At 60.6% G+C, this 20,755-nt stretch carries 29 protein-coding genes; 2 read left to right on the top strand and 27 right to left on the bottom strand.

Annotation, left to right across the window (positions count from 1 at the left end; all coding sequences use genetic code 11):
• Positions 1-5: 5 nt before the first annotated feature.
• From ACZRMO_RS20065 to ACZRMO_RS20005, 13 genes are all read right to left on the bottom strand, one after another.
• Complete coding sequence (locus ACZRMO_RS20065; RefSeq protein WP_200656391.1) at positions 6-479, bottom strand: integrating conjugative element protein; 474 nt, start codon at positions 477-479, stop codon at positions 6-8.
• Positions 476-1,033, bottom strand: coding sequence for a transglycosylase SLT domain-containing protein (locus ACZRMO_RS20060; RefSeq protein WP_200656390.1), 558 nt, complete (start codon positions 1,031-1,033; stop codon positions 476-478). Before ACZRMO_RS20060 ends, ACZRMO_RS20065 begins: the two co-directional genes overlap by 4 nt.
• The gene (locus ACZRMO_RS20055) at positions 1,015-1,728 is read right to left on the bottom strand and encodes a TIGR03759 family integrating conjugative element protein (protein ID WP_200656389.1); all 714 of its coding nucleotides are present in this window, start codon (positions 1,726-1,728) and stop codon (positions 1,015-1,017) included. Before ACZRMO_RS20055 ends, ACZRMO_RS20060 begins: the two co-directional genes overlap by 19 nt.
• A 143-nt stretch (positions 1,729-1,871) precedes the next feature.
• Positions 1,872-2,411 carry a hypothetical protein gene (locus tag ACZRMO_RS20050; RefSeq protein WP_463973977.1) on the bottom strand — a complete coding sequence of 180 codons (540 nt, stop codon included), beginning with the start codon at positions 2,409-2,411 and terminating at the stop codon, positions 1,872-1,874.
• Positions 2,408-2,929: a PFGI-1 class ICE element type IV pilus protein PilL2 gene (pilL2, locus tag ACZRMO_RS20045; RefSeq protein ID WP_200656387.1), complete on the bottom strand. Its 522-nt coding sequence runs from the start codon at positions 2,927-2,929 to the stop codon at positions 2,408-2,410. Before pilL2 ends, ACZRMO_RS20050 begins: the two co-directional genes overlap by 4 nt.
• 172 nt (positions 2,930-3,101) lie before the next feature.
• Entirely contained in the window at positions 3,102-3,818 is a 717-nt protein-coding gene (locus tag ACZRMO_RS20040; protein WP_200656386.1) for a DUF5983 family protein, read from the bottom strand.
• Between the two features lie 73 nt (positions 3,819-3,891).
• Complete coding sequence (locus tag ACZRMO_RS20035) at positions 3,892-4,449, bottom strand: hypothetical protein (RefSeq protein ID WP_200656385.1); 558 nt, start codon at positions 4,447-4,449, stop codon at positions 3,892-3,894.
• A gap of 74 nt (positions 4,450-4,523) precedes the next feature.
• Positions 4,524-5,090, bottom strand: a complete 567-nt coding sequence (locus ACZRMO_RS20030) for a hypothetical protein (RefSeq protein ID WP_200656384.1) — start codon at positions 5,088-5,090, stop codon at positions 4,524-4,526.
• 96 nt (positions 5,091-5,186) lie between these two features.
• Positions 5,187-5,675, bottom strand: coding sequence for a RadC family protein (radC, locus tag ACZRMO_RS20025; RefSeq protein WP_200656383.1), 489 nt, complete (start codon positions 5,673-5,675; stop codon positions 5,187-5,189).
• Between the two features lie 87 nt (positions 5,676-5,762).
• Entirely contained in the window at positions 5,763-6,020 is a 258-nt protein-coding gene (locus ACZRMO_RS20020; protein WP_200656382.1) for a hypothetical protein, read from the bottom strand.
• A 66-nt stretch (positions 6,021-6,086) separates the two neighbouring features.
• On the bottom strand, positions 6,087-6,590 hold the full coding sequence (locus ACZRMO_RS20015) for an STY4534 family ICE replication protein (protein WP_200656381.1): 504 nt from the start codon (positions 6,588-6,590) through the stop codon (positions 6,087-6,089).
• Positions 6,591-7,349: 759 nt separating this feature from the next.
• Positions 7,350-9,332, bottom strand: a complete 1,983-nt coding sequence (locus tag ACZRMO_RS20010; protein WP_200656380.1) for a DNA topoisomerase III — start codon at positions 9,330-9,332, stop codon at positions 7,350-7,352.
• 101 nt (positions 9,333-9,433) lie between these two features.
• Positions 9,434-9,778, bottom strand: a complete 345-nt coding sequence (locus ACZRMO_RS20005) for a helix-turn-helix domain-containing protein (RefSeq protein ID WP_008374264.1) — start codon at positions 9,776-9,778, stop codon at positions 9,434-9,436.
• A 188-nt stretch (positions 9,779-9,966) separates the two neighbouring features.
• Here ACZRMO_RS20005 and ACZRMO_RS20000 point away from each other — a divergent pair, with 188 nt between their 5' ends.
• Positions 9,967-10,224, top strand: a complete 258-nt coding sequence (locus ACZRMO_RS20000) for a DUF4880 domain-containing protein (protein WP_308936189.1) — start codon at positions 9,967-9,969, stop codon at positions 10,222-10,224.
• 75 nt (positions 10,225-10,299) lie between these two features.
• Here the strand turns inward: ACZRMO_RS20000 and ACZRMO_RS19995 are convergent, their stop codons facing one another.
• The 10 genes from ACZRMO_RS19995 to ACZRMO_RS19950 form a co-directional block, all read right to left on the bottom strand.
• On the bottom strand, positions 10,300-10,743 hold the full coding sequence (locus tag ACZRMO_RS19995) for a single-stranded DNA-binding protein (RefSeq protein WP_200656377.1): 444 nt from the start codon (positions 10,741-10,743) through the stop codon (positions 10,300-10,302).
• Positions 10,740-11,249 carry a DUF3158 family protein gene (locus tag ACZRMO_RS19990; RefSeq protein WP_200656376.1) on the bottom strand — a complete coding sequence of 170 codons (510 nt, stop codon included), beginning with the start codon at positions 11,247-11,249 and terminating at the stop codon, positions 10,740-10,742. The genes ACZRMO_RS19995 and ACZRMO_RS19990 overlap by 4 nt, the downstream gene beginning before the upstream one ends.
• Complete coding sequence (locus ACZRMO_RS19985) at positions 11,246-11,998, bottom strand: PFL_4669 family integrating conjugative element protein (protein ID WP_200656375.1); 753 nt, start codon at positions 11,996-11,998, stop codon at positions 11,246-11,248. Before ACZRMO_RS19985 ends, ACZRMO_RS19990 begins: the two co-directional genes overlap by 4 nt.
• A gap of 259 nt (positions 11,999-12,257) precedes the next feature.
• The gene (locus ACZRMO_RS19980; RefSeq protein WP_463973976.1) at positions 12,258-13,481 is read right to left on the bottom strand and encodes an STY4528 family pathogenicity island replication protein; all 1,224 of its coding nucleotides are present in this window, start codon (positions 13,479-13,481) and stop codon (positions 12,258-12,260) included.
• Positions 13,478-14,026, bottom strand: coding sequence for a DUF2857 domain-containing protein (locus ACZRMO_RS19975; RefSeq protein WP_044321336.1), 549 nt, complete (start codon positions 14,024-14,026; stop codon positions 13,478-13,480). Before ACZRMO_RS19975 ends, ACZRMO_RS19980 begins: the two co-directional genes overlap by 4 nt.
• Positions 14,023-15,600, bottom strand: coding sequence for a ParB family protein (locus tag ACZRMO_RS19970; protein WP_200656373.1), 1,578 nt, complete (start codon positions 15,598-15,600; stop codon positions 14,023-14,025). Before ACZRMO_RS19970 ends, ACZRMO_RS19975 begins: the two co-directional genes overlap by 4 nt.
• A 12-nt stretch (positions 15,601-15,612) precedes the next feature.
• Positions 15,613-15,822 (bottom strand): hypothetical protein, encoded by a 210-nt coding sequence (locus ACZRMO_RS19965; RefSeq protein ID WP_157213084.1) that lies wholly within the window; start codon positions 15,820-15,822, stop codon positions 15,613-15,615.
• 30 nt (positions 15,823-15,852) lie between these two features.
• Entirely contained in the window at positions 15,853-16,698 is an 846-nt protein-coding gene (locus tag ACZRMO_RS19960) for a ParA family protein (protein WP_200656372.1), read from the bottom strand.
• Positions 16,699-16,700: 2 nt separating this feature from the next.
• On the bottom strand, positions 16,701-16,925 hold the full coding sequence (locus tag ACZRMO_RS19955) for an AlpA family transcriptional regulator (protein ID WP_200656371.1): 225 nt from the start codon (positions 16,923-16,925) through the stop codon (positions 16,701-16,703).
• Between the two features lie 122 nt (positions 16,926-17,047).
• Positions 17,048-17,788 (bottom strand): hypothetical protein, encoded by a 741-nt coding sequence (locus ACZRMO_RS19950; RefSeq protein ID WP_200656370.1) that lies wholly within the window; start codon positions 17,786-17,788, stop codon positions 17,048-17,050.
• Positions 17,789-18,896: 1,108 nt separating this feature from the next.
• On the opposite strand from ACZRMO_RS19950, the gene ACZRMO_RS19945 reads away from it, so the two are divergent.
• On the top strand, positions 18,897-19,334 hold the full coding sequence (locus ACZRMO_RS19945) for an SGNH/GDSL hydrolase family protein (protein ID WP_200656369.1): 438 nt from the start codon (positions 18,897-18,899) through the stop codon (positions 19,332-19,334).
• A 12-nt stretch (positions 19,335-19,346) separates the two neighbouring features.
• Here ACZRMO_RS19945 and ACZRMO_RS19940 read toward each other — a convergent pair whose 3' ends face one another.
• From ACZRMO_RS19940 to ACZRMO_RS19925, 4 genes are all read right to left on the bottom strand, one after another.
• Entirely contained in the window at positions 19,347-19,589 is a 243-nt protein-coding gene (locus ACZRMO_RS19940) for a hypothetical protein (protein ID WP_200656368.1), read from the bottom strand.
• 13 nt (positions 19,590-19,602) lie between these two features.
• On the bottom strand, positions 19,603-19,932 hold the full coding sequence (locus tag ACZRMO_RS19935) for a hypothetical protein (RefSeq protein WP_200656367.1): 330 nt from the start codon (positions 19,930-19,932) through the stop codon (positions 19,603-19,605).
• A gap of 55 nt (positions 19,933-19,987) precedes the next feature.
• Positions 19,988-20,224 (bottom strand): hypothetical protein, encoded by a 237-nt coding sequence (locus ACZRMO_RS19930; RefSeq protein WP_308936187.1) that lies wholly within the window; start codon positions 20,222-20,224, stop codon positions 19,988-19,990.
• 182 nt (positions 20,225-20,406) lie between these two features.
• On the bottom strand, positions 20,407-20,613 hold the full coding sequence (locus ACZRMO_RS19925; RefSeq protein WP_234451197.1) for a helix-turn-helix domain-containing protein: 207 nt from the start codon (positions 20,611-20,613) through the stop codon (positions 20,407-20,409).
• Positions 20,614-20,755: the final 142 nt, after the last annotated feature.

The following is a 20,755-nucleotide window of genomic DNA, read 5'->3' as shown; positions in this document are numbered from 1 at the left end:
GTACCTTACTGTTCCAGGGCAGTGGCGGTGATCAGTACCGGGTAATGGGAGAGCTGTAATCGCTCCGCAATATCATCGCCGCTCACTGGCATGATGGTCAGCTCGGGTACTAATGACTGGATGCGCCGCAGCGAGCCGGCATCAGTCACGTCCACCACGAGTCCGGCGGCGCCCAGCTCTGTCAGGCGGGCGGCGTTGCTGCTCAGCCACTCCACTGAGGTCGCATCCTCCCCGACCAAAAAGAAAGGTTTAAGGCCCGGCATATGCAGCGTTCTCGCTTCAACATTGCCTGGGCTCAGCTTGGGGCTGCGTACCGGCAGGATCCAGTGCAGTCCCGAAGGGAGGGGCATGTCGGTATGGATGATCGACGGCGATACCGGGTTGAGCTTTCGGGTATGGTCCTGGGCCGCTGCGGGTGCAGCGCACAGCGCAGCGATACCCAGAGACAGCAAAAGGCGATTGAGGTCATGTCCAATCATGGTGAGGATTCCAAGGTGGGAGAAGTCGAGGCCTGCAACTGCTGCAGCTGCTGCCGAAACTGGGCGCGGTAGCGCGCGGCGATCACGCCACCGGCTGGGCGGTGGTAGCGGCCGGCAGCCTGGACCCAATCGCCGGTCAGATCGTAGTGCTCGCGCAGTAGCGTCGCGGTCACGATGAGGTTTTGCTGCGGATCCAGGGCGGCACATGGGGATGAATAGCGTGCGCCGTTATGGCCCAGATTGGTTTGCCCCAGGCCGACATCAATACGTTTGAGGTCGTGTTGCCTCGCAGCCTTGTGTATCCCTTGGCAGGCTGCATCCCGGGTGGGATAGCGTTGCCCCTGGCCGGCAATGTTCAGTGTCCAGGGCCAGGGGATGCGCTGACCGCGAAGCAGCGTCCCGCTCTCCTGCAGCGCCACCGCGAACAGCACGGTCGCCGGGACGCCGGCGCGCTCTGCGGCGAGTTGGTAAGCCGGCGGCGGGATGCTCTCGGCAAGCACCAGCCGCACCGGCAGCAGCAGCACGGCCAGCCAGGCTATTCGATGCGCTGCCATTGGCCATCGACCTGTTCGAAGCGGGCGGGGAGCGAGCCAAAGGCACCGAGGCTGAACCAGCGACCGCGGTCATGATTGAGGGTGATCTGCCGGCGTTGAACATTGGCTGGGACAATCCCAGCTGCTTTAGCCCAGCGACGGACCGAATCGTCATCGCCGTCGCTGCCTACCAGGTACAGATCAAACGCCGTACCTTGGTCCTGCAGGCGCTTCGCCACGTTCATGCAGCTGTCGCAATCGTCTTTGACGAAGAGCGCGCTGCGAGTGGCGGTTTGAGAGGCGGTACTGGCAGTGGTCGCCATGCCCTGGATTGGCATCAAATCGGGGTACAGCTTGGCCCACGCCTGCGTGTAGGCCTTCTGATAGGCAAGCTCGCGTTCGGCACGCTTGGCCTCAAGGCGAACCTGCAGCTCAGCATAGCGCTGGCGTTCCTGGTCCGTCTCGGCCTCGACGCCGAGGGTCGTCAGAGGATCGAGTTGCGGGCTCCAGTAGCGGCGCGGACCCGTTTGCAAGGATTCGAATTTGGCCCACTCCTGTTCGGTGAGCCCCCATATCTCCTGGGAGTGCTGGGCTGAAGCCCGCAATGCTTGCCGCTCAGGTGCCGTGTGGTTTGCGGTCGAGATGTCAGGGGCGGCCAGGGCCAGGTGGCAGAAACAGCCCATCGACCAGGCGAATAACGACACGAAGGTTTTCATGGCGCCTCCCTATGGAATTGGTAGGGTTTGAGCCTGGCCGGCGATCGAGAACACGGCAGTGCTCGTGTTCAGGTTGTCCAGTCGCCATCCGCCAAAGGTCTCGCCAGTTTGAATCAGGCGTACCGAACTAAGCGTTCGGTCGCCTAGTGGCAGGAGCGACAGAAAGCGCTCTGGCCCGCGAAGCTCGCTGCCCATGATCGAGAAGGGGGCGTTGGCGGTTGTGGGCGTGGGCGTGGGACGGCCGGCGACTTGCTTGAAACGCTGGCGGGTCTCGCCTTCGGCTGAGGCGCCGCTTGCAGACGGACTTGAGCCAGTTGCTCCTCGATGAGCGAGAGCCGTAGCTCCAAAGGCTGCAGGTCGAGATTGGCAGTTGGTGCCTGCTTGGCGACCCTAAGGGATTCGATGTCGCTGGCCAGTTGCACCGTCTGTTCACCGTGCTCGGTTTGTGTCGAGGCCAGCTTGGATAACGTGCTACGCAGTTGCGCGATGGCGGTATCAGCCAAGCCTTGCTTGTCGTTCAGCTCACTCCATTGGCGTTGGTACTCGGAGACCGTCATTTCGTTTTGCGGTTTGGCCTGTAACGCTTGTAGCTGCCGATGCTGATTAACAGCCACCGCCGCCAGTCCCGACGTACACAGGCACAGGGCGCCGACAACCAGCGCCTGAAAGGAAGTCGATTTCATGGCTGGCCCTCGGCCGTTAGCGATGGGTCGTTGGTAACGACCTGCCGCTGGGTAAAACACACGGTGCGCAGCACCGGATCCGTCTGCAATTGCCAGGCCTCGCCCCCCAACACGTCCAAGGTGTCTATCAGCGAGATGGGCCCCAACTGGTAGTGCACTGACGGCAGTGGACGACTGAACAGCATCTGGACCCCAGGGGTAGCGGCGCACAGGGAGTACCCGGATCGTTGCAGGATGAAGTGCAAGGCATCGGCGACCGTGGCGTTGAGCGTCGGCGTGATATGGACGTCGATGATCTGAAGCAATGGATCACGTTGTTCCACGGTTGGCTGGGTGCTCACCAGGCCGTAGCGCCCTTGGGCGATTTCGGGAGCCGACTTCGGCTTGAACCTGGGATCGATCGCGCTGGATACCACAGGCTTTGCCGTTTTGGGCACAGGCGGAGCGTCAGTGCGGGCGGTGGCGCACCCCGTCAGTGCGAGGGCCAACGCGAGACTGATGGGAAGATTCAGGTTCATGATGAACTCTCGGCATTTGCGAGGGCTAACCATGGCAGTCAGGATGACACAGCACTTACCAGAAACCCGAATTCAACCTGGCCACTTTTCTGAACTACAGGATGCGTTAGCCTCAAGTGGTTGCCGGTGCGCCACGCAGAAAAAAAGCGCCCGTATCAAGGGCGCCTTTGGTTCAATCATCAGGAAAAACAGGTAATCCAGGCACTGCTGCAGCGTCAGGATCAAGGAACAAAAACCGCACATCGGCCTCACCTGCCAGCATCAGAATCCTGATCAGCGCCTCGGGCACGTCTTCACTGCGCATGCGCGCTTCGACGTCGCTACTGCTGGCATCGAACGAGCGTCGAGAGGGATTTGCCGACCAAGGAGTCGAGTACAGCTTGAACCCAACCGCGGTACTGCCCGGCAGGCTGAAGCACTCGAAGTAGCCCGTCGATCGCCCGCTGCTGGCCGGAAAGCAGAAAGTCCACAGGTCCGGCTGAGGCACGTGGGCACTGCTGATTTCCCAACTGCGGCTGTAGTGGCCGGTCTCAAACGCCATCTGCAGGATCGCCGATTGCGCAGCAGCCTCGGAGGGGAAATCCCCGAGGTGCACGGCGTTGCCGAAATGGTCAGCCGTCACCTGGTAAATCACTGCCGCGACGGTGCCTTCGGACGAGCATTGCGCTTCCAGATCAGGGTCTGGCTTTGGATCAGTACCGACCCATACCATGTCGTCGTTGAAACGGCAGGCAAGTTGCTCGATGTGCTCGTCGCTCAGATGAATCTGTGACGGGTGCAGCGTGCGGTAGCAGGGCGGCTGCTTGTCGTCGTAGATGATCATCAGCATGCGTTCGCTGACCATGGCCAGGTAGCCGCGGGCGAAAGGGTTTTCAGGTGTCGTGTTCATGCTCGGGTTCTCCACAAGGTGAGGAGGACCCCGCCCCAAGGGGGAAAGGCCCCCAAGGGATGTGCATCAATAGTCAGATGTTCAGCAGCTTCAGCACGTGCGGCCGCCAGCGAGTGGGGATAATGCGGGCCTGGAGATGGTCTGCCTGACGCCGCAGGTTTTTTGCGGTGCTGTGGTTGTCCCAACGGTCTTCGTCGATGGCTTCTGCCAGCAGGCGCCTTATTTGCGCTTCGGCTAAGAGCAATTCGTCACCGGTGCAGTAGGGCGGCAACCAGGTCAGAGCGGACTGCCTGACGAGGCCTGACAGCACGGTTTGACCGCCGCGATCCTGAACCGAGATACGCTCCGGCCGAAAGTCCAGCACCGCATCGCCGATGAAGCCAGCGTTGCCCGAGACCAGATAATGCAGGGCCTTGAGCAGGCACTGCTCGAGCAAGCCGCACTGTGCGAGCTCGATTGTCAGCGGCATCCAGAAGGTGTGAGCAAAGCCATCATCATCGGCGAGCTCTGCCTGGCCGTGGGCGAGCACCCGGAACTGACGTTCGAAGATGTCCTGGCGCAGGGCTGTTCCAGCGAGATAGGGGTTGTGAACGAAAGCGACGCCATCGAAGTGCTGTACATGAAGGTTCATGCTGTCTCTCCAAGTTTATGGAAAAACCGGGAGAGTCCACCCGATGGGGAGGTTACTCCCCGGTCGGGTCTGGGTCAGCGCGAGAGCGCTTGCAGCGCGTGAGGTATCCAGTGTTCGGCGATCATCCGGCCTTGCCACTCTTCGGCCTCGTTGCGCAGTTGCCGGGCGGCCTCGTGCAGACCGTCGTGGGTATGCACTTGTGCCCGATTCAACAGGTCCTGAGCGGTCAGTCTGGCGTACATCCGTTCGGTTCGAGTCACACAGGGCGACAGCCACTCGATGCTTGCTTCACGGACAACGCCCGACAGCACGGTGCGGCGCTGCAGGTCGACGATGTTGACCTGGTGGATTCTGAAATCCACCGCGCACGCCTGCTCCAATGCACGCAGCCCAAAGGTGTCGCTAAACAGGCAATCGTGAGCAGTCGCCATGCCCTCGGTGATCAGGCCACAGTAGCCCAGCACCACCAGCGCTCGTTCCTGGAAGGCCTGGGAGCAAAAGCTGCTTTTGGAAAAGATCATCTCGCCCTGACCCATCACCACGAATTGACGCTCGAACACGTCGCGTCGCAGCAGGGTGTCGGGTGCGTACGGGTTTTCCACAAACTGAACGCCCGCCAGATCATTGATGGACAGTTCCATGGTGATTCTCCTGTTTCGGTTGAGTGAAACCGGAGTCACCGCCTCCCCAGCGGGGAAGAGATTTTCCCCGGCACGGTGAAGCGTTTGCACGTGAAGTCAGAGCCAACCCATCTCGGCGAGCGACACGGGTTTTCCCTCACCCACCACGAAGTGATCCAGAACGCGAACTTCCACCAAGGCCAGGGCGTTCTTGAGCTGTGCGGTAAGGTTGCGATCGGCCTGGCTGGGTTCGGCACACCCTGAAGGATGGTTGTGGGCGAAAATGACCGCGGCGGCATTGCAGGCCAAGGCGCGAATCACGATCTCTCGCGGGTACACGCTGGCACTGTCAATGCTGCCGAAGAACACTTTTTCAAAACTCAGGGTCCTATGACGTGCGTCTAGGCAGACCATGGCGAAGACCTCTTGGTGATGCCGGGCCAGTTGGAGCTTCAGGTAGTCGGCCACCGCAGTCGGACTGAACAGGCATTCACCACGGGTGAAATAACGCCGATCCAGTAGGTCAAGCGCTTCGGCAATCATTTGGTCTTCTGCACCGCGGCGGGTGACATCGGTACCGTCGATCAAGGTGAGGGGAGCGTGCATGGTGTGATCCTCCAGTCGCAAAGGGGCACACCCTAAGGGCGTGATGGCCCCTGATGGGTTGGGTGAAAGAGTTGTGGATTTCAGTAATCACAATCGGGTGAAACGGTGGCGGGTGCCGTGAAGTGAGCAGTGACACGCATCACAAGGTGACGTGGAAAAGTGGTCGATGCCTAGGCCGGTCTCTGAGTCGAAATCAGCGCTCAGGGGCATCAGTTCCCGAGCACCCGAATGGATTGCGGCCATGCGCTGCTCGAGTTCCTCATCGGTGTAATACAGGGACAGCGCGCTGAAGTCGTCATAGGCGACGGCAAACAGGCAGGTTTGGCAGAGCCAGAAGGATTCCATGGGAGCCTCCTGCGGTAGAAGAAAAGGCGCTCGGGGGAGAGCGCCTGTTGCGGGTTGACGGAACGATCAGGCGGTTTGACGTGCCTGCGATTCGTCCTGATGCTGTGCGTGATCTGCATCAGCGGTGGGTTGCTCAGCATCGGTGGCAACGGGTGTACGGGCCGGGGCCTTGTACACCAGGGTGCCATCGACCTTGATCCACTCGATGAAGATCAAGCGGCCTTTGAGACAGGCGCCGGGTTGACCCTGACGTTCGCCTTTTTCGTAGATGAACGCATCGGTCCACAGATCACCGATACGAAAACCCAAGAGGACTTTGCGTTCGGCCTGGACGTCGGCCATGTGTTGGCGGATCAGCCTTTCCGCTTCACCACCGGCGACCTTGCAGTCGAAACGGGTGTATTCCACGTCATCGCTGGCGCCATGCAGGGCAGCGATATCACAAGCCATGAACGGCTGGCCGCGACGAACCGTGACTTCACGCACGCGGTTCAGATAGCCGATGCCTTGGGTGTGCAGGTTGAAGTAGCTGCTAGCTTGGGTTTGGTTTTGGGTAGTGGACTGAGTCATGGTGAATCTCCTGTTTGCAAGAAACGCGGAAACCCACCGTCCCGGCGGGAGGTGAATTCCGCAGGGGGATGACAAGTAGGCCCAGAAGGGCTGAGAAAACAATCAGCGCTCATTACCGACGAATCGATGACCGTGCGAGCTGCCGAACGCGAATCGCACTTGGGAGAACCACCATCGAAATGGCGCAGCCTTGAAGGTTCAAGCTGCCTGGGCGCTGTCATCGACAGCAAGTGCAGCCCATCTATAAAACGCGATCAATGGGACGTCAACAGCCGATCAAACAGAGGCTGTTGGCCCAGATTCGAGTGGCACACAGTGGAAACGTCGCGGGCAAAAAATAGCCCGACGGTCATCGGGCTGGGGACAAAAAGGACCACCTTTGGCCAATCGCGACAACGTCGCTCCTCGTGACAAGCACACGTTGGCAGGACCTGACCAACCGACCCTTGTCGTGGCCTGGGTCGGAATTTTCTGGCACGCATCCGCGCACAAAAGGCGCCCAGTGTTTCGCCGGCGGGCACCGGAGCTGATCGTCATCGCCGAAGCGAATGACCCCTGCGGCCTGGTGAAAAGCGGCACGGGTCATTCGCTGCAGCGATATGCAGGGCGGTGAAGGGCAACCAGGTTGCAGGAAGAAGTGGCTCCGAACTCATGGAGTCCGACCGAACTGCCCGGAGCGAATCGGTCTTGGCTCGCCAATGGCGAAGGGCGTCCTCACTACAGCAGCCCCGACCAGACCCGTCAAGTGCACGGTGAGGGTCACGGTCCCTTGGACTTGGGCTTTGACGCCTTGGGCTTGGCCAAGGGCTTGGTGCCCTTGCAGTCGGGATAACGCGAGCACGACCAGAAGGTGCCGGTCCGCCCGGTGCGTTTGCGCATCACCGTCTTGCAGATCGGACAGCCCGGGCCGCGCGCCGCCGGCACGTTGAGCTTGAGTGTCGCGTGGTGCTTGATGAGTTGGCTGAGCCATTCGCCCTGCTTGAAGAGAAAGGCGTCCACGGTCAGCCGGCCTGTTTCGATATGCTCGAGCGCCTGCTCCCACAACGCCGTCATCACCGGATCAGCCACCTCGGGCGGCACGGCCTCGATCAGCGTGTGACCGGCCGCCGAGGCCGACAGGCTGCGCTTCTTTTTCACCAGGTAACCGTGGTCGATCAGCCCCTGCAGGATCGAGGCCCGGGTGGCTTCGGTGCCGATACCGATGCTGTCCTTGAGGCGTTGGCGCAGGCGCGGATCCTCGATCTGATTGGCGATGGATTTCATGGCCCTGATCAGCGTGCCTTCGGTGTAGGGCTGGGGCGGTTGTGTGGTGCGGGCATCGACTTTTGCCGAGCACACGGTCAGGGCATGGCCCTCGTGCAACGCGGGCAGCGCCTGCGAGGCTTCGGCCTGGCCAGTGGGGTCGGCTTCGTTGATCCAGGGCTTCCAGCCAGGTACCAGAATCTGCTTGCCCGCGGCCTTGAAGGTTTCGCCGGCCCCGATGAACAGCGCTTCCGTCTTCAGGTACTCATGCAGCGCGCAGAACTGCGCCAGGTACCGGGCCCGGATCAACGCGTACACCGCACCTTCACGCGGGGGCAGGCTGTCGATCCGGAACGCCACGGCGGTCGGGATAATGCCGTGGTGGGCGGAGATCTTGGCGGTGTTCCAGGCGCGCGAACGCACGGACAGGTTCAAGTCTTGGATACGATCCCGAAGCGTTGGATCGGCTTGAGTGAGCGCCTCGAGCACCGCTGGTGCGTCGTCGATCATGCTCTCGGGCAGGTAGCCGCAGTCGCTTCGAGGATAGCTGGTGACCTTGTGGGTCTCGTACAAGGCCTGGGCGCATTCCAGCGTTTCCTGGGCGCCTAGGCCGAGCCGGGCCGAGCAGATTTCCTGCAGCGTCCCTAGGTCGAACGGTAGGGGTGCGGACTCGCGCACCCGCTCGGTTTCGACACTGTCGGTGTGCACCTGTGCGGCCTCGAGCACTCTCTTCAGCACCTGTTGGGCGGCGCTTTGTTGGGTACAACGGCCTTGGTCATCGCAGACCGAAGGGGGCGGTTGCCAGCGAGCCTGAAAATCTGCGGCCCCTGCGGCTAGGCGAATATCCAGCGTCCAGTACGGCTGCGCCACGAAGCTCGCGATGGCCCGATCACGCGCCACTACCAGTTTCAAGGTCGGCGTCTGCACGCGCCCCACCGGCAGGACTCCGTCATAACCCGCGCGGCGCCCAAGCAGGGTGAACAATCGACTGAGGTTGATGCCCACCAGCCAGTCGGCCCGCGACCGGGCCAGGGCCGAGTGATACAACGGCAAGGTTTCCGCACCGGGCTTGAGCGCCGCAAGCGCCTGTCGGATCGAGGCATCGTTGAGCGCCGACAACCACAGGCGCTGCACCGGCCCGCGGTAGCCTTCCAGTTCCAGGATCTCGCGCGCGATCATCTCGCCTTCGCGATCGGCGTCGGTGGCGATGACCACCTCGTCGCACCGGCCCAGCAAGCCGCGAATGACCTTGAGTTGGGAAGCGACCTTGGGCTTTGGCAACACCTTCCACTGCTGGGGCAGGATCGGCAGGTCTTCCAGGGCCCAGCGCTTGAGGTGGCTGCCGTAGGTTTCAGGTGGCGCAGTCTCCAGGAGGTGCCCGACACACCAGGTGACGGTGACCCGTTCGCCCACCAGGCAGCCTTCGGCACGCCGGCCGGCCTGCAACACGCGGGCAATGTCGCGCGCCTGGGAGGGCTTTTCGCAGATGAACAATTGCATGGCTTCGCTCCAGTCGGATGACTGAAGCAGGGTGACGCTCAGGGGGGAGGGAGCCAGCTTAAAACTGAATGTGCGGTGTCCAATTGGACGGTGGCGGCAGACTAACGCTGCTTCAGGTGGGCAATCAGGTGCTCGGTCGAAGACAGGATGAACTGGCGATCGGCATCGGACAGCGGCGCGAGCAACAAGCCGATCTTGTGACCTTGGTCACTGGGGCGTGGGCTGAAGTCGGTCACCAACTCGGCCAGCCCGCAATCCAGCGCGCCCGACAGCTGAATCAGCTTGGGGACCGACAGCGACGTCTTGCCCAGTTCGAGCCGGGAATAGGCCTCACGACCCATCGACAGGCGTTCGGCCAACTGGTCCTGAGTCAGACCCAGGGCGCGGCGGCGCTTGGCGATCATTTGGCCAATCTGCTTATCGGCGGCGGCGATGATTTTCGGCAACTGTGCGGGTCTCCCATTCAACCTGAATGGTCGAGCAAAGACCTCGCAAGATGAATAACCTATCGGGTTGACTCTGGGCGATATGGGTTGTATTTGTTCAATTGAGTGTGTGGATTGCTGAAAATGGGCAAGAATCAGTTGCGGTCGCTGCGCGCGCGAGGCGCGTGTTGACGTACAAGGAAACTCACGTGGATACAGCGGACGATGCGCTGATAGGCCAGGTGCGGTTGCAGGCGCTTCGACGCTTTCTGGAGATTCATCGATCACCCGACGACAAGGACAAGCTCAGCGCCTTGGCGCAGTGGTTGGAACAATGCCCTACGCACCGGCAGGCGTTTCGGGAACTGGGGCAGGCGCTGGCGAAAGTCGCTGAGGATCCGGACGTGCTGGAGACGGCACTGGAGGCGATGTTGTTGCAATACAGCGCGGGCTCGACACGGCATTGAAGTGACTCGCGTCGATGGCGTGGGGTTTGGATGAGCGCCGCGCGGTGAGGCGCTCATTCCACTGAGGTCCACTGATCAGCTCTTGGCTCGACCTCCTTTGCGACTACTGCCGGTGCTCGCTTTGTCGGCCGGGCCCGACGGTGCGGCGTCGGAGGGCTTTTCACGCATGCTCACGCTGGCCAGCCGATGGGGCAGGATACCGATGCGACGTGCCTCGACCTTGAAGGTCACCCGCGCGTTGTCCTCGCTGTCCTCCCATTCATCGCGCACCGTGCGCCCCTCGACCAGCACGCGCATGCCTTTTTGAAACAACGTGCTCCAATGCTCGGCATCACGGTGCCACAGTTCAACCGGGGCCCAGTATCCACCTCGGTCTTCGTAGCCGCCCTCACGCGGTACCGGGTTGTCGAAGTAGACATTCAGGCGCAGCAGACGCCGCGGCTCATCATTGCCCGAGGTGAATGCCTGAAAGTCCGGCGCGCTGCCGATGTTGCCTTCGCCGACAAAAAAAGTGCTCATGGTAATGTCTCCGTTCCGGATGGGGATTGGCGCAGCACGCCTTCGGCGTTGGCCATCTTGTGGCTGCAGTCGAGCGCCTGGCGCTGCAGGGAATGCAGCACGCTCATCTGCAGGTTCAGCGCAATGCGGTTGCATTCGAGCTGGAACAGGGCAGTGCGCAGATCCGGGGGCAGGCGCGGATTGCGCATCAGCCGCTCCCAGACCAGGGCGCCCATGCGGGAAAAGTCCTGGGTGCGCCAGCGCAGAAAGGTGGTGCCGGCGCCGGTGTTCTGCAGCACCAGGCGAATGCCCAGCAACGACAAGGGCGGCAGCGCCATGATCGCCGCTTGGGTGCCCATGAGCTGCGCCACACGCTGTTCAAGCTCCCTCGTGACGTTCGTCAACTGAACCAGTTCCCCCTTACCCTTAAAAGGCTTTAAAAGGCCTTTTAGGGAGGCAGCGTGTTCGATGTCCCGATAGGCAGTGGGTGCGAGGGTCAGATCGGCGGGGAAGTCTCGTGGGGTCATGACGGCTTATCCGTCGCGTCTGTCTCGTGGTCCGCCGGAACGTCATCACTTGCACTGGCCGGCGCACTCTCCGTCGATCCCGCCACCGCGATGATGGGCGGGGCGAACTGCGAGCGGCGCTCGCCATCGAGCACATCCTGAGGCGGGCGACCGAACTTATCGACCGCCTCCTGAAAGCGAGCATTGTCGGCGGCCACATCGCTGCGGGTGACGCCGGACACGCGGTATCGATGGGCGATACCAAACAAGCTGCGCACCTGGTGAGCGCCCTGGTCAATCCATCCCTCCATGTCCGGCCGGCCAATGAGCGCCGTGTGATGGGCCAGGAGCACGCGTCTGACCAGCGTGTCGTAGTCGGTGAGCAGGTACACCGCCAGAAATCCCAGCTGGCTGGCGATGAACAGCGGTAGGGTCACTGGGTGGATGTTGAGGTTGTCACCTACGTCGATTTGCGAGGGCAGGAGTTTTTCAAGATGGCTGACCTGCTCCATCAACTGGCCCATCTGCGCCTTGGCGCGCAGCACCTTGTCCTCGAGCATCAGCATGAACCAGTCAGCAAAAGGGTCGTCCTGCGCCGCCGCTTGTTTGAGGATGTTGGTGATGTTGATGTAGGCCGCCATGCTCATGATCGGATGGCTGCCTTCGCGGGCCAGGCGGCCCTGCCACAGCCGAGCGGCGTGATGGGTGTGCAGGGTCAGGGTGATGGTGCTGCGCAGCGAGCCCAGGTTGAGCTGGAAATGGTCGGCCATGGGCAGGTCCTCAAGTCGGCGGGTGAGGACACAGTGCCGGGCAAACACCGGCGTGACTGCCGAAAACCTGAAGGACCTGTGTTCGGATAAGCTATGGCAACTGGAACAGTATGGATTTGATGCCTGAGGCATCAAATCTACTGAAGGCTGGTGCTCATTACCGCAAGTGCGTGAAGCCGGGCTTCAGGTTCGATCAACGCGAACGGCTGAACAGGGCGACTGGACGTCCATGGATTTGATGCCTCAGGCATCAAATCCATTAAGCGCTACTCATCAGCCCACATTGTTGGCGCAATTGATCCAGGCAGGCCCGTGCCACGGGGGACGCCGATCGCGGCGCGCCGCTGCGTTCAGCGCTCTTCGGCTCTGGCACCGCCTGCTGGACCCGCACGGCTTTGGGCGCAGGCACTTTGGTCGCGATGTCCCTGGCGGCCCACAATCGAAAGTCCCCCTCGATCGCTTTCCTGATCAACCCCATGAGGTAAGCGGCGGGGCGCCGCACGACCCCCGTCGTGCACCGGGCCACGGCCTCCTGCAGCACGGCCACCCTGGCCTCATTGGGCAATGCGGTCATGGCCTGCAAGGCGATCTGCCGATCACTCGCGCTGATGGGCAGGTTCGCTGGCCACTCGAGTTCGGATTTTTCCTCTTCGCGAAGTACCGTACTCTTTTGCTCTATACGCTTTTGTACAGTACTAGGGGGATTCGGAATCCGAACCGCCTCTAAATCCGGGGCTTTCGCTGGCAGTTCGGATTGACGTTGTGCCGCGTAGGGCAAGGAAGCGACAACCAGCGAAGGCTGTTCGGATTCGTGAGCAGGAGAGGGCGCCTCGAGCTCGAATGAGTGTTGCTCAGGCGCCAACGGCACCAGGGCGAGCACCTTGGGTACATAGTCCGCCGGTACCGTTTGGTCGCGCCGCAGTTCCCCCAGCACATGTCCGGCGGTGATGCGTATGCCCTTCGCGGCGTGCTTGAGGCTGCGCTTGATCAGATCTCCGTAACCCTCGTCCAACTGCAGTGCTTCGGCCGGCGTCAGCGGCTCGTCGTGCAGGACATAGATGGGTGGCCGCAACCGACCTAGATCGTCGCGAAGATGCGTGACCCGGCTGAGCCATCGGGTCAGCCGCAGGTTCTGCAATACACGCGCGACGGTCTCTCGTGAAGCTTTCTCGCCGCAGGGGACGGCGGACAGATACGGCTGCAGGTCCTCGTAGCGGGGGTATTTGAGGCCGCGCTCTACGATCATGAAGTGCAGGGCCTGCCAGGCGTTGCGCTCCAGTGGTGTGAGTCGGGTATCAAGCAGCAGAGAGCGGGGCATGATGTTCTGGGGTTTGCCGATGTAGCGAAACTGGATTGAGGTGTCGGGCGGTGGCTTGGGTTTGGGCGGCGACGGGAGTGGAAACAGGTGAGGGTTGTCCTGCATGTATTGGGCGCACTGGCGCATGGCGCGTTTTAGATCCTCAAAGCTGAGACCGTGCTTCATAGCTGCTCTCCGTAGAGGTGCAACTGTTGCCAGACCATGGTCAGGGTGACGCCTTGCTCCTCGGCGAGCATCATCATGGTGTCGAGCTTGTCGGCGGTGCCGTCCTGCTGTCTCAGCTGACGCCAGCGCTGCCACAACGCATGTTCCTGGGCTTCGGTCAGACTCTGTGGGCGACCGCGGCTGACCTCGATCTTCAGCAGCCGGCGGCGCATGGCGGTTTCGGAGTGGTCCAGCCCAAAGCACTTATTCATGATCAGCGAGCTCGCGCCGAGCTTGAGTGCGCGATTGATCAGGCGTTCGTTTTGCTCGTCACGGTCGGCCTGCTCGATCAGCCGGCGCATCACTGCGGTATCGACCTTGATTTCCACCCAGGGGACTGCGGCATGGGCTAAACGCGAGAGCGTGGTCGGTGGCAGGGATTGCAAGATCTCCAGGTCCTCTTCGGCCAAGCCCAACGCGCGACAGCGCTGAAGGTGGCCTTGGCGCAACTCGTGCAACACCTGGTTAAGCATGGTGTTATTCAGCAGGGCGAAGATCGCGTTCATGAGAGTGTCTCCGAATCGTCCTGAGATGTGGCCTGGCTCAGGTCCACGATACGTCGTGCCAGCACCACCAACTGGACCCACTGGTTCAGTTGTGGGTCGGGAAGGCGCTGAAGTTCGAAGGTGAGTCTGGAGTTGCCCACGAGCGGGGTCAGATAGTCACCGACCAGCAATTGGCCCACCAGTGTCGGGGGAAGCTGCTGCTTGAGTTCCCATTCGACCCCGTCCTGCGCGCGCAGAATGGAGGTGAGCAGCAGCTGTACGGCCACGCCTAGGGGTTCGGTGGCCTCTGAGGCCTGCCAGTTGAGCGTGAATCCAAGACCATGCTCTGCGCCCACGACAAAGTCTGTCAGTGCCGCGTAGTGGGCCAATGACTGCGCCAATTCGGCGGCGAGGCTGCGCAGTTCGGCGATGGCCAGTGGCGCGATGGATTCCATCAGCTGTGACAGAGAAGGGAGCGATGAGGTACTGGTCGTCTGCGCTTCGATCACCTCTGTGCTACCTGGGCGCAGGCCGCCGAAAATATCGTCCAACCTTAGCGAGTCCTCGTCGACGGGGTCATCATCGTCCCGGATCTGATCGGTTAGATAGGGAGGAGGCGGTGTCTGACTGTGAACCAGCGGCGGCGCGCTTGCGGGGTTGGCTCCGGCGTCTGGCAATTCGTTTACCGTCGTGGTGGGCCGCTCATTGGTGGAGCGTTCACTCGGCGGCATAACGTGAGAGCCGTTCTGCGTCAGTTCCAATTCCATCAGCCGCGGCGTAATGTCCAGCACCTTGGCCATCTGCGCCAACAAGGCGCCGCGCACCTCGTCCCAGTCGAACTCGTCGGACGTCGTGTCGAAGTTGGACAGCGTCTGCTGCCACAGCACAAGCAGTCGATCGAGCGGGGCCAGCAGGCGGTTCCACACCTGTTCGGCCCGTTTGCGCAGCAGAATGAGGCGCTCGATCTGAGGCTTCGGTAACCCTGAACACAGGGCATTGGGCAGACTGGGCAGCAGGTATTCGACGGTGTCGAACATGCGGCTGATCTGCGATTGCGAGACCGGATACCCGCCCGATGCCAACGCCTGGGCGAGTTCGCGTTGCGAAAGGGACGTGCCGTCATCCTCCAGCAATGCCTTCACGTTGACCACCGCCAGCGCGCGTTCAATAAACGCCAGCTGTCCGTGCAGATCGCTTTCAGCCAGATGCCCGAGCAAGGCGTGAGTCTCGCTGGTCCAGGGGCGGTAGCGGCAGGCGATCCGGAAGTAACGCTCGTCGCGCGTTTCTTTCCACAGTTCGTTCAGAATGGACAGGCGGGTGTTACCCCCATTCAAGATGATGAAATAGGTCTCGCTGGGTCGTCGGGTGATGGAAGGCGCCTGGTCCAGCCCGCGTTCACGAATCGATGACTTGATGTCGTCATACAGCGGATTGCGGATGAATCGGGGATTGCGTTCGTAGGGCCGTAACTGTTCCAGCGTTACGACGATCTCCGATTCCTGGTCTAACCCCGGCGCCGCGCTTTCGCCTGGCCTGCGCAGCAATATCTGTGGGCGCAGTCCAGCGCTGATCTGTTCCTGAGTGGGTTTGATCATGATGGGCCTCAGTCACGCCTGCGGGAGCTTGTCACCGACTTCAAATTTGACCACAAAAGCTGTGCCCGGCAATTCGAAGTGCTGGCTGAGCTCATGCAACAGCTTGGTGATAGCGGGGTGACCGCCCGGGAGGTCGAACACCACAGTGCAATAACAGGGTTCTGTTACCTCGCGATGGGGAGAAGCTGATGGCGATGGGATCACGCAGCGTGGCTCATGCATGGCGAGCTCCAATAAGTTAGCTGGAAGATTTCAGTAGCGGGCACAGACATCCGGTGCTGACGCAGGGTCGATGAGTCGATGCCATTCGGGAAACAGCTCAAGCGCTAGCTGCCGCATCGACTGCGCCGCGCTCAACCCGCCAGAGGGAGAGGGGCGATAGTCGATCCGGTGCGCGGGCAGGCCCAGCGAGGCCGCGTTCAAATAGGCCACGCGATCCAGCACTACCGCGGAACACAGGGTGACCTGGTTATGTGCGACAAAGTCTGCAGACAGGCTCTGAATGATTAAGCGCGTATCGCGGCGGCTCAGATTGACCTGGTTCAGCAGCAGCCGTGCCGGGGGAGGGCGGACGCCCAACTGCTCATAGGGCGCCAAGCTTTGCAGCAGCGCAAGCGTGCCGCGGTGCAGCTCCCGGGCCGCGAGCATTTCGGGTGGGATGGGGCTGAGCATCATGTCCGAGGCCAGCACTGACATCTCGACGATGACGCTGCGCGCGCCCTGAGTGTCGATCAGCACCACATCGTAAAAAGGCTCGAAGACATGGAGCAGATTTTTCAGCCGCAATCGGCCATCGGCGGCGTGCAACAAGAGGGTATTCAACTGGCCAAGCGGATCATTGGACAGGACCACGTGCAAACCTTCGACACAGGTCCGTGAAACGATCTGATCGAGATCTACCAGGCGATGGCCGATCAGCTCAACACTGCCCGCGGTGCCAGCGCAGGTGAGCGGGTAGTAGCTGGACAGCGTCGGTTGGCTGTCCAGATCGATCATCAGCACCCTCAGTCCGGCATCGGCCAGTAGGCCGCCCAGATTGGCCGTGACGGTTGTCTTGCCAACGCCGCCTTTGGTCGACACTACGGAGAGCACCTTCACCGTCACGCCTGCGCGCCGAGGCGTTCGGCGATCCACCGGTCGATCTCGGCAGAGTCCCAACCGACGGCGCGCATACCAATGCGCCGGGCCAAGGGGAACTTGCCTTCCTTCATCAGGTTGTAGATGTGCGCCCGCTTGAATCCGGTACGTTTCTCGACCTCATCACGGCGCATGATGTAGCGGTCGGTTTGGGCGGGGCTAACGGTCACGTCAGTTTGGGTTTGCATACGTGTCACTCCTTGGCGCCAGATGGCTTGCGATGGGAAGTGACATGAGTCAACACCAGGAAATCGAGCTTGTCATTGCAATGCAATCGCGGACGATTGCATTGCAACTTGGTACAGACGCGCTATTTGAATCGCTTGTTTGCGTCCGCAAACCGTTGATCCAACGTCCGTTTTTTGAAGCCTGGATGGTCAGGGTACTGCTGCTGGATAGCGGAAACGATCGCGTCCTGGCTGGCAAAAAAAGGCTTATTTTTTTCTCCAGGATTTCCGTTGAGCAAAAGCCTCAGAAGGGCGCCGGTGACATCCAGCAAGCTTGCTTCAGTGCGTGCATCCGCAGGCTTTCCCTCCTCGGCGGAGGCGCGAAGCTGCTCCACCTCGACCCCGAGCGTGGCGAGTTGGTCCACCACTTCAGCGTGAGATTTCGTCAGCCGACTGCACAAGACTTGAAGCGTGTCCCTGTCAGCCTTCAATACCAGATAGTGACCCCATTTCACCGAGCCCTCCGAGTCCGCTGCGTAGGCAAACAGAAAGGGCGGTTTCTGGTCTGGGTGGTAAAGGCTCATCCAGGCTTTCAGTTCGCCGTGGCGGATGCGCAGGGACCTCGGACCGAGGTTGGCATCAATCCCGGTAAACAACGCCTGCGGATGACTCGGCAGCTCCTGGTGCTGCACGGCATCCAGGATCACGCCGACATTTGTCGCCAGGCAGGGCCATCGGGGAAAGAGCTTGAGCAGTTGTTCGGGATACAGCCAGTTCGCCTGGCAGATCTGTGTCTCGAACGCTTGAAGCCCACACCAGCGCAGTGCTGCTTCGATAGGGGTGTAAAGCAATTTGAAATGCGGATCCGAGCATTGTCGGCACATGGGACCTCCTATTCCTTAGGATGGCCTCTCGCATTGGTCGTGTGGATTGGCCGCACAGAGAGTGGGCGAAATCCCATATTGTTATGCGCTCAGCGAGATGGCCTTAGTTGCAGCATGAAAAGCGGTAAGGCCCTTGCTGAACTGCTCCCAGGCGATGAGCGAATTCATATCAGACTCAGGCGTCCGTAATAAACTCCATTCAGGAGAGGGCGAGGATAGGACGTGGAAACATGTGGAGCAAGTGCTCTACAACAGCGCTTTCAGAGAGTGGTGTCAAAAAAACCGACAGTTGAAGCAGATATTCAAGCAGGTCGTTTATTTATGGGGTCGATCCTTTAGCGTGATTTTTTTGACAGCGTGCTTGTCGAAATAAAATGTAACAAACTCTGGCTTGCGGCGTTGGCTTGGTGCACGGGCCGGTTGGTACAAAAAGTGTTAAATCACCGATTGGATGCAACCGACGCCCGGTTTTTCAGGCGTCAACAGCGCTGTCGGCCCAACCTTCAATCGAATGCATTCAGATTGAGCTTCTGTATTGATTAGCCTCCTCCCGAAACTCACCGCCCAGGCATGCCTATGGGCTTGCAAAACTATCAATAGCGACTGGTTGTAGCTCTTCGGAGATCCCAGCGATCTGCAGGAAGCCATCGGACCGCATGCTCTTTGACCGGTCAGGAGAGTCACCATGGTCATTACAGTTCCCATTCTGCTTCAGCCTAACGTGACGTATAGCTCAGTTGCCACCGGCGGGGGACCTTCAAAAAAAAGACGCCTAGCGCTAACGCGAGCGCGCCGCTGAACCACAATGCATCTGAACGAGCCCCATGAAAGACAGGATACCGTTCATGCTGCTCTGACGTCCGTGCAAGCGCGACTGAGAATGCGCGGTGTATGGCCGCCACTCTCAGGGGCCTGCTCAACAAATTGCGCGTCAGTTGTCCCGGCCGTAGTGCTGATTGATACTGCGATAGTCGAATGCCTGAATATCCGGTATCCGGACGGCATCCAACTCTCGCTCCCGGCCGCCAAGCGTATCCCAGGCATGAACTTCAGGGCCGTGGGATGGAAGGCCCTGAACCGCAAGCCAGACGCACGCACAGGCCCTTGGATGAAGTACTTCAAGACCGCGACCTTGATGATCGGCACGAACGACTTCGACGGTGCAGGCGTCACTGCTGCTGGCGTCTATAACGACCTTATGTCCGTCGTGACCGAGGTGAAGGCGCAAGGTATCCCGAAGGTAGCCGTCCTGAAGGTCCCGCCACGCACTACCGGGACATACACCACAGACACCCAGACCACGCATGCCGCATACGTCCAGGGCGGCGTAGTTGATCAGCACAACGCCATGCTCGACGCCGCAGGCCTCGACCTTGTGGTCGATATGGTCAGCGTGAAGGGCACCGTCGACATTCGGAAGCGGTACGCAGGTTCTGGCTCGCCATGGACTTCGGATGGCATCCACGGGGTTCGCCTGATGCAGCGTAACCGTATGGGCGCCGAATTGATAACGGCGTTTTTGTCGTTCTTCGGGATCGCGGCGTAACGGGCCATCGGCTCACTTCCCGGCATTCGCCATTTCTCGCAGCCGCTTCTCGGTCGCCACGTCGAACAGGATGTAGAAGGCCTCGATCCGCGCAGCTTCCAGAGTGCGCGCCGTTTCGAGACCAAGGACGAAACCCTCAGCCATGTCGCTGGCTTTGACGGTGTGGTTCGGGGTGGCCGCTTCCTCGATAGCTGCAAGCAGGCGCTGGCTCACGGCGAGGATTGCTGGCGGGAGGATGAGGTTCTCGAAGGCCATGGCCAACTCCTTGTCAGTGGTCTGCGGGTGGTTTCGCCGCTTCATTGGCAGCGAGCCTTGCCTGCCAGCTCCGGTACCCGACCAATGTGTTCTCGACTGTCGAAAGCCTCAAGTAGGCATCAGAAAGCATCCGCTTTGTGCAGGCCAGTTCGTGCTTCACGCTGTCCCGCTCGGCCGACACCTGGGCGTTGATGGTCACCAGCTTGGCGATATTGGCGCGGCACTGGCGGAGGTCCACCTGGTGCTCCTCGATCTCGGTCGCGAGCAGCACGCACTGCTGCTGGTACATTTCCAGAGGGGAAGGGATGCCCAGGCACCCGAAGTCGCTGTCGTCGATTTGCATGTTACTGCTCGATCCTGACTGTGTGTGCGTACAGTATTCGAGTGGTGGTGGTTTCTCAAGTCGGCTTGGATGGGCGGTGCCCAGACTTCGGAGTGGAATCCTCCGGCAAATCATCTTGGATGGCCTTGAGCATTTCCAGCAGCTCCATGTACGGCCGCTGGCCCGGGCCACGCCGTGGGCAGATCGACGCGTGTTCGAAGTCCTTGTCGCGCCGCGCTGCGACATGAACTGGGCTGCCCAGCACTCCGAGCATTTGATCATGTCGGTTGTGATGAGCCACTTGTCGTTCCATGTGAGGTATCGTGGGTCTGGCATGATCTGCTCCTGAACTGGAGCGGAGAGTATAGCGAAAGTGATTTCTCCGGCCAGAGACAGACACAAGTGACGCGTCAGTGCACTACGGTGGGTGCCCGGACTACTGGCTATGCTCCTCGACCTCAGCCCTGAACCGAGAGAAATCTTCCTCAGTAAAACCTAGCGGCGGGTTCCGGCGGAGCTGAGTTCGATCCCTTTGCCTGGAATCCTCACGAACAAGCGCTCATCCCATAAGGCTTCCAACTCCGCAATCGCGTTCGATATCGAGGGTTGGGACACACTCAGCGACTTCGCCGCATTGACGGTACTTCGACATTGGGCCGCTGCTACAAAGTATTCGATTTGCCGAAGGCTGAAGTGAATCATTATTTTTAATTCGCTGTGGAAACTCTGAAAAAGGCTTCCAGATTTGGTGAAATACCCGCCTCACAGGAATCGAACGGTTGAGTCCCGATGAAACAGATGTCCTTCGCCGATGCTGAGTACGCCGGCAAACGTAAGCAGACCC

Source organism: Pseudomonas sp. B611, assembly GCF_055407965.1.
This window is presented reverse-complemented; position numbering and strand designations above follow the sequence as displayed.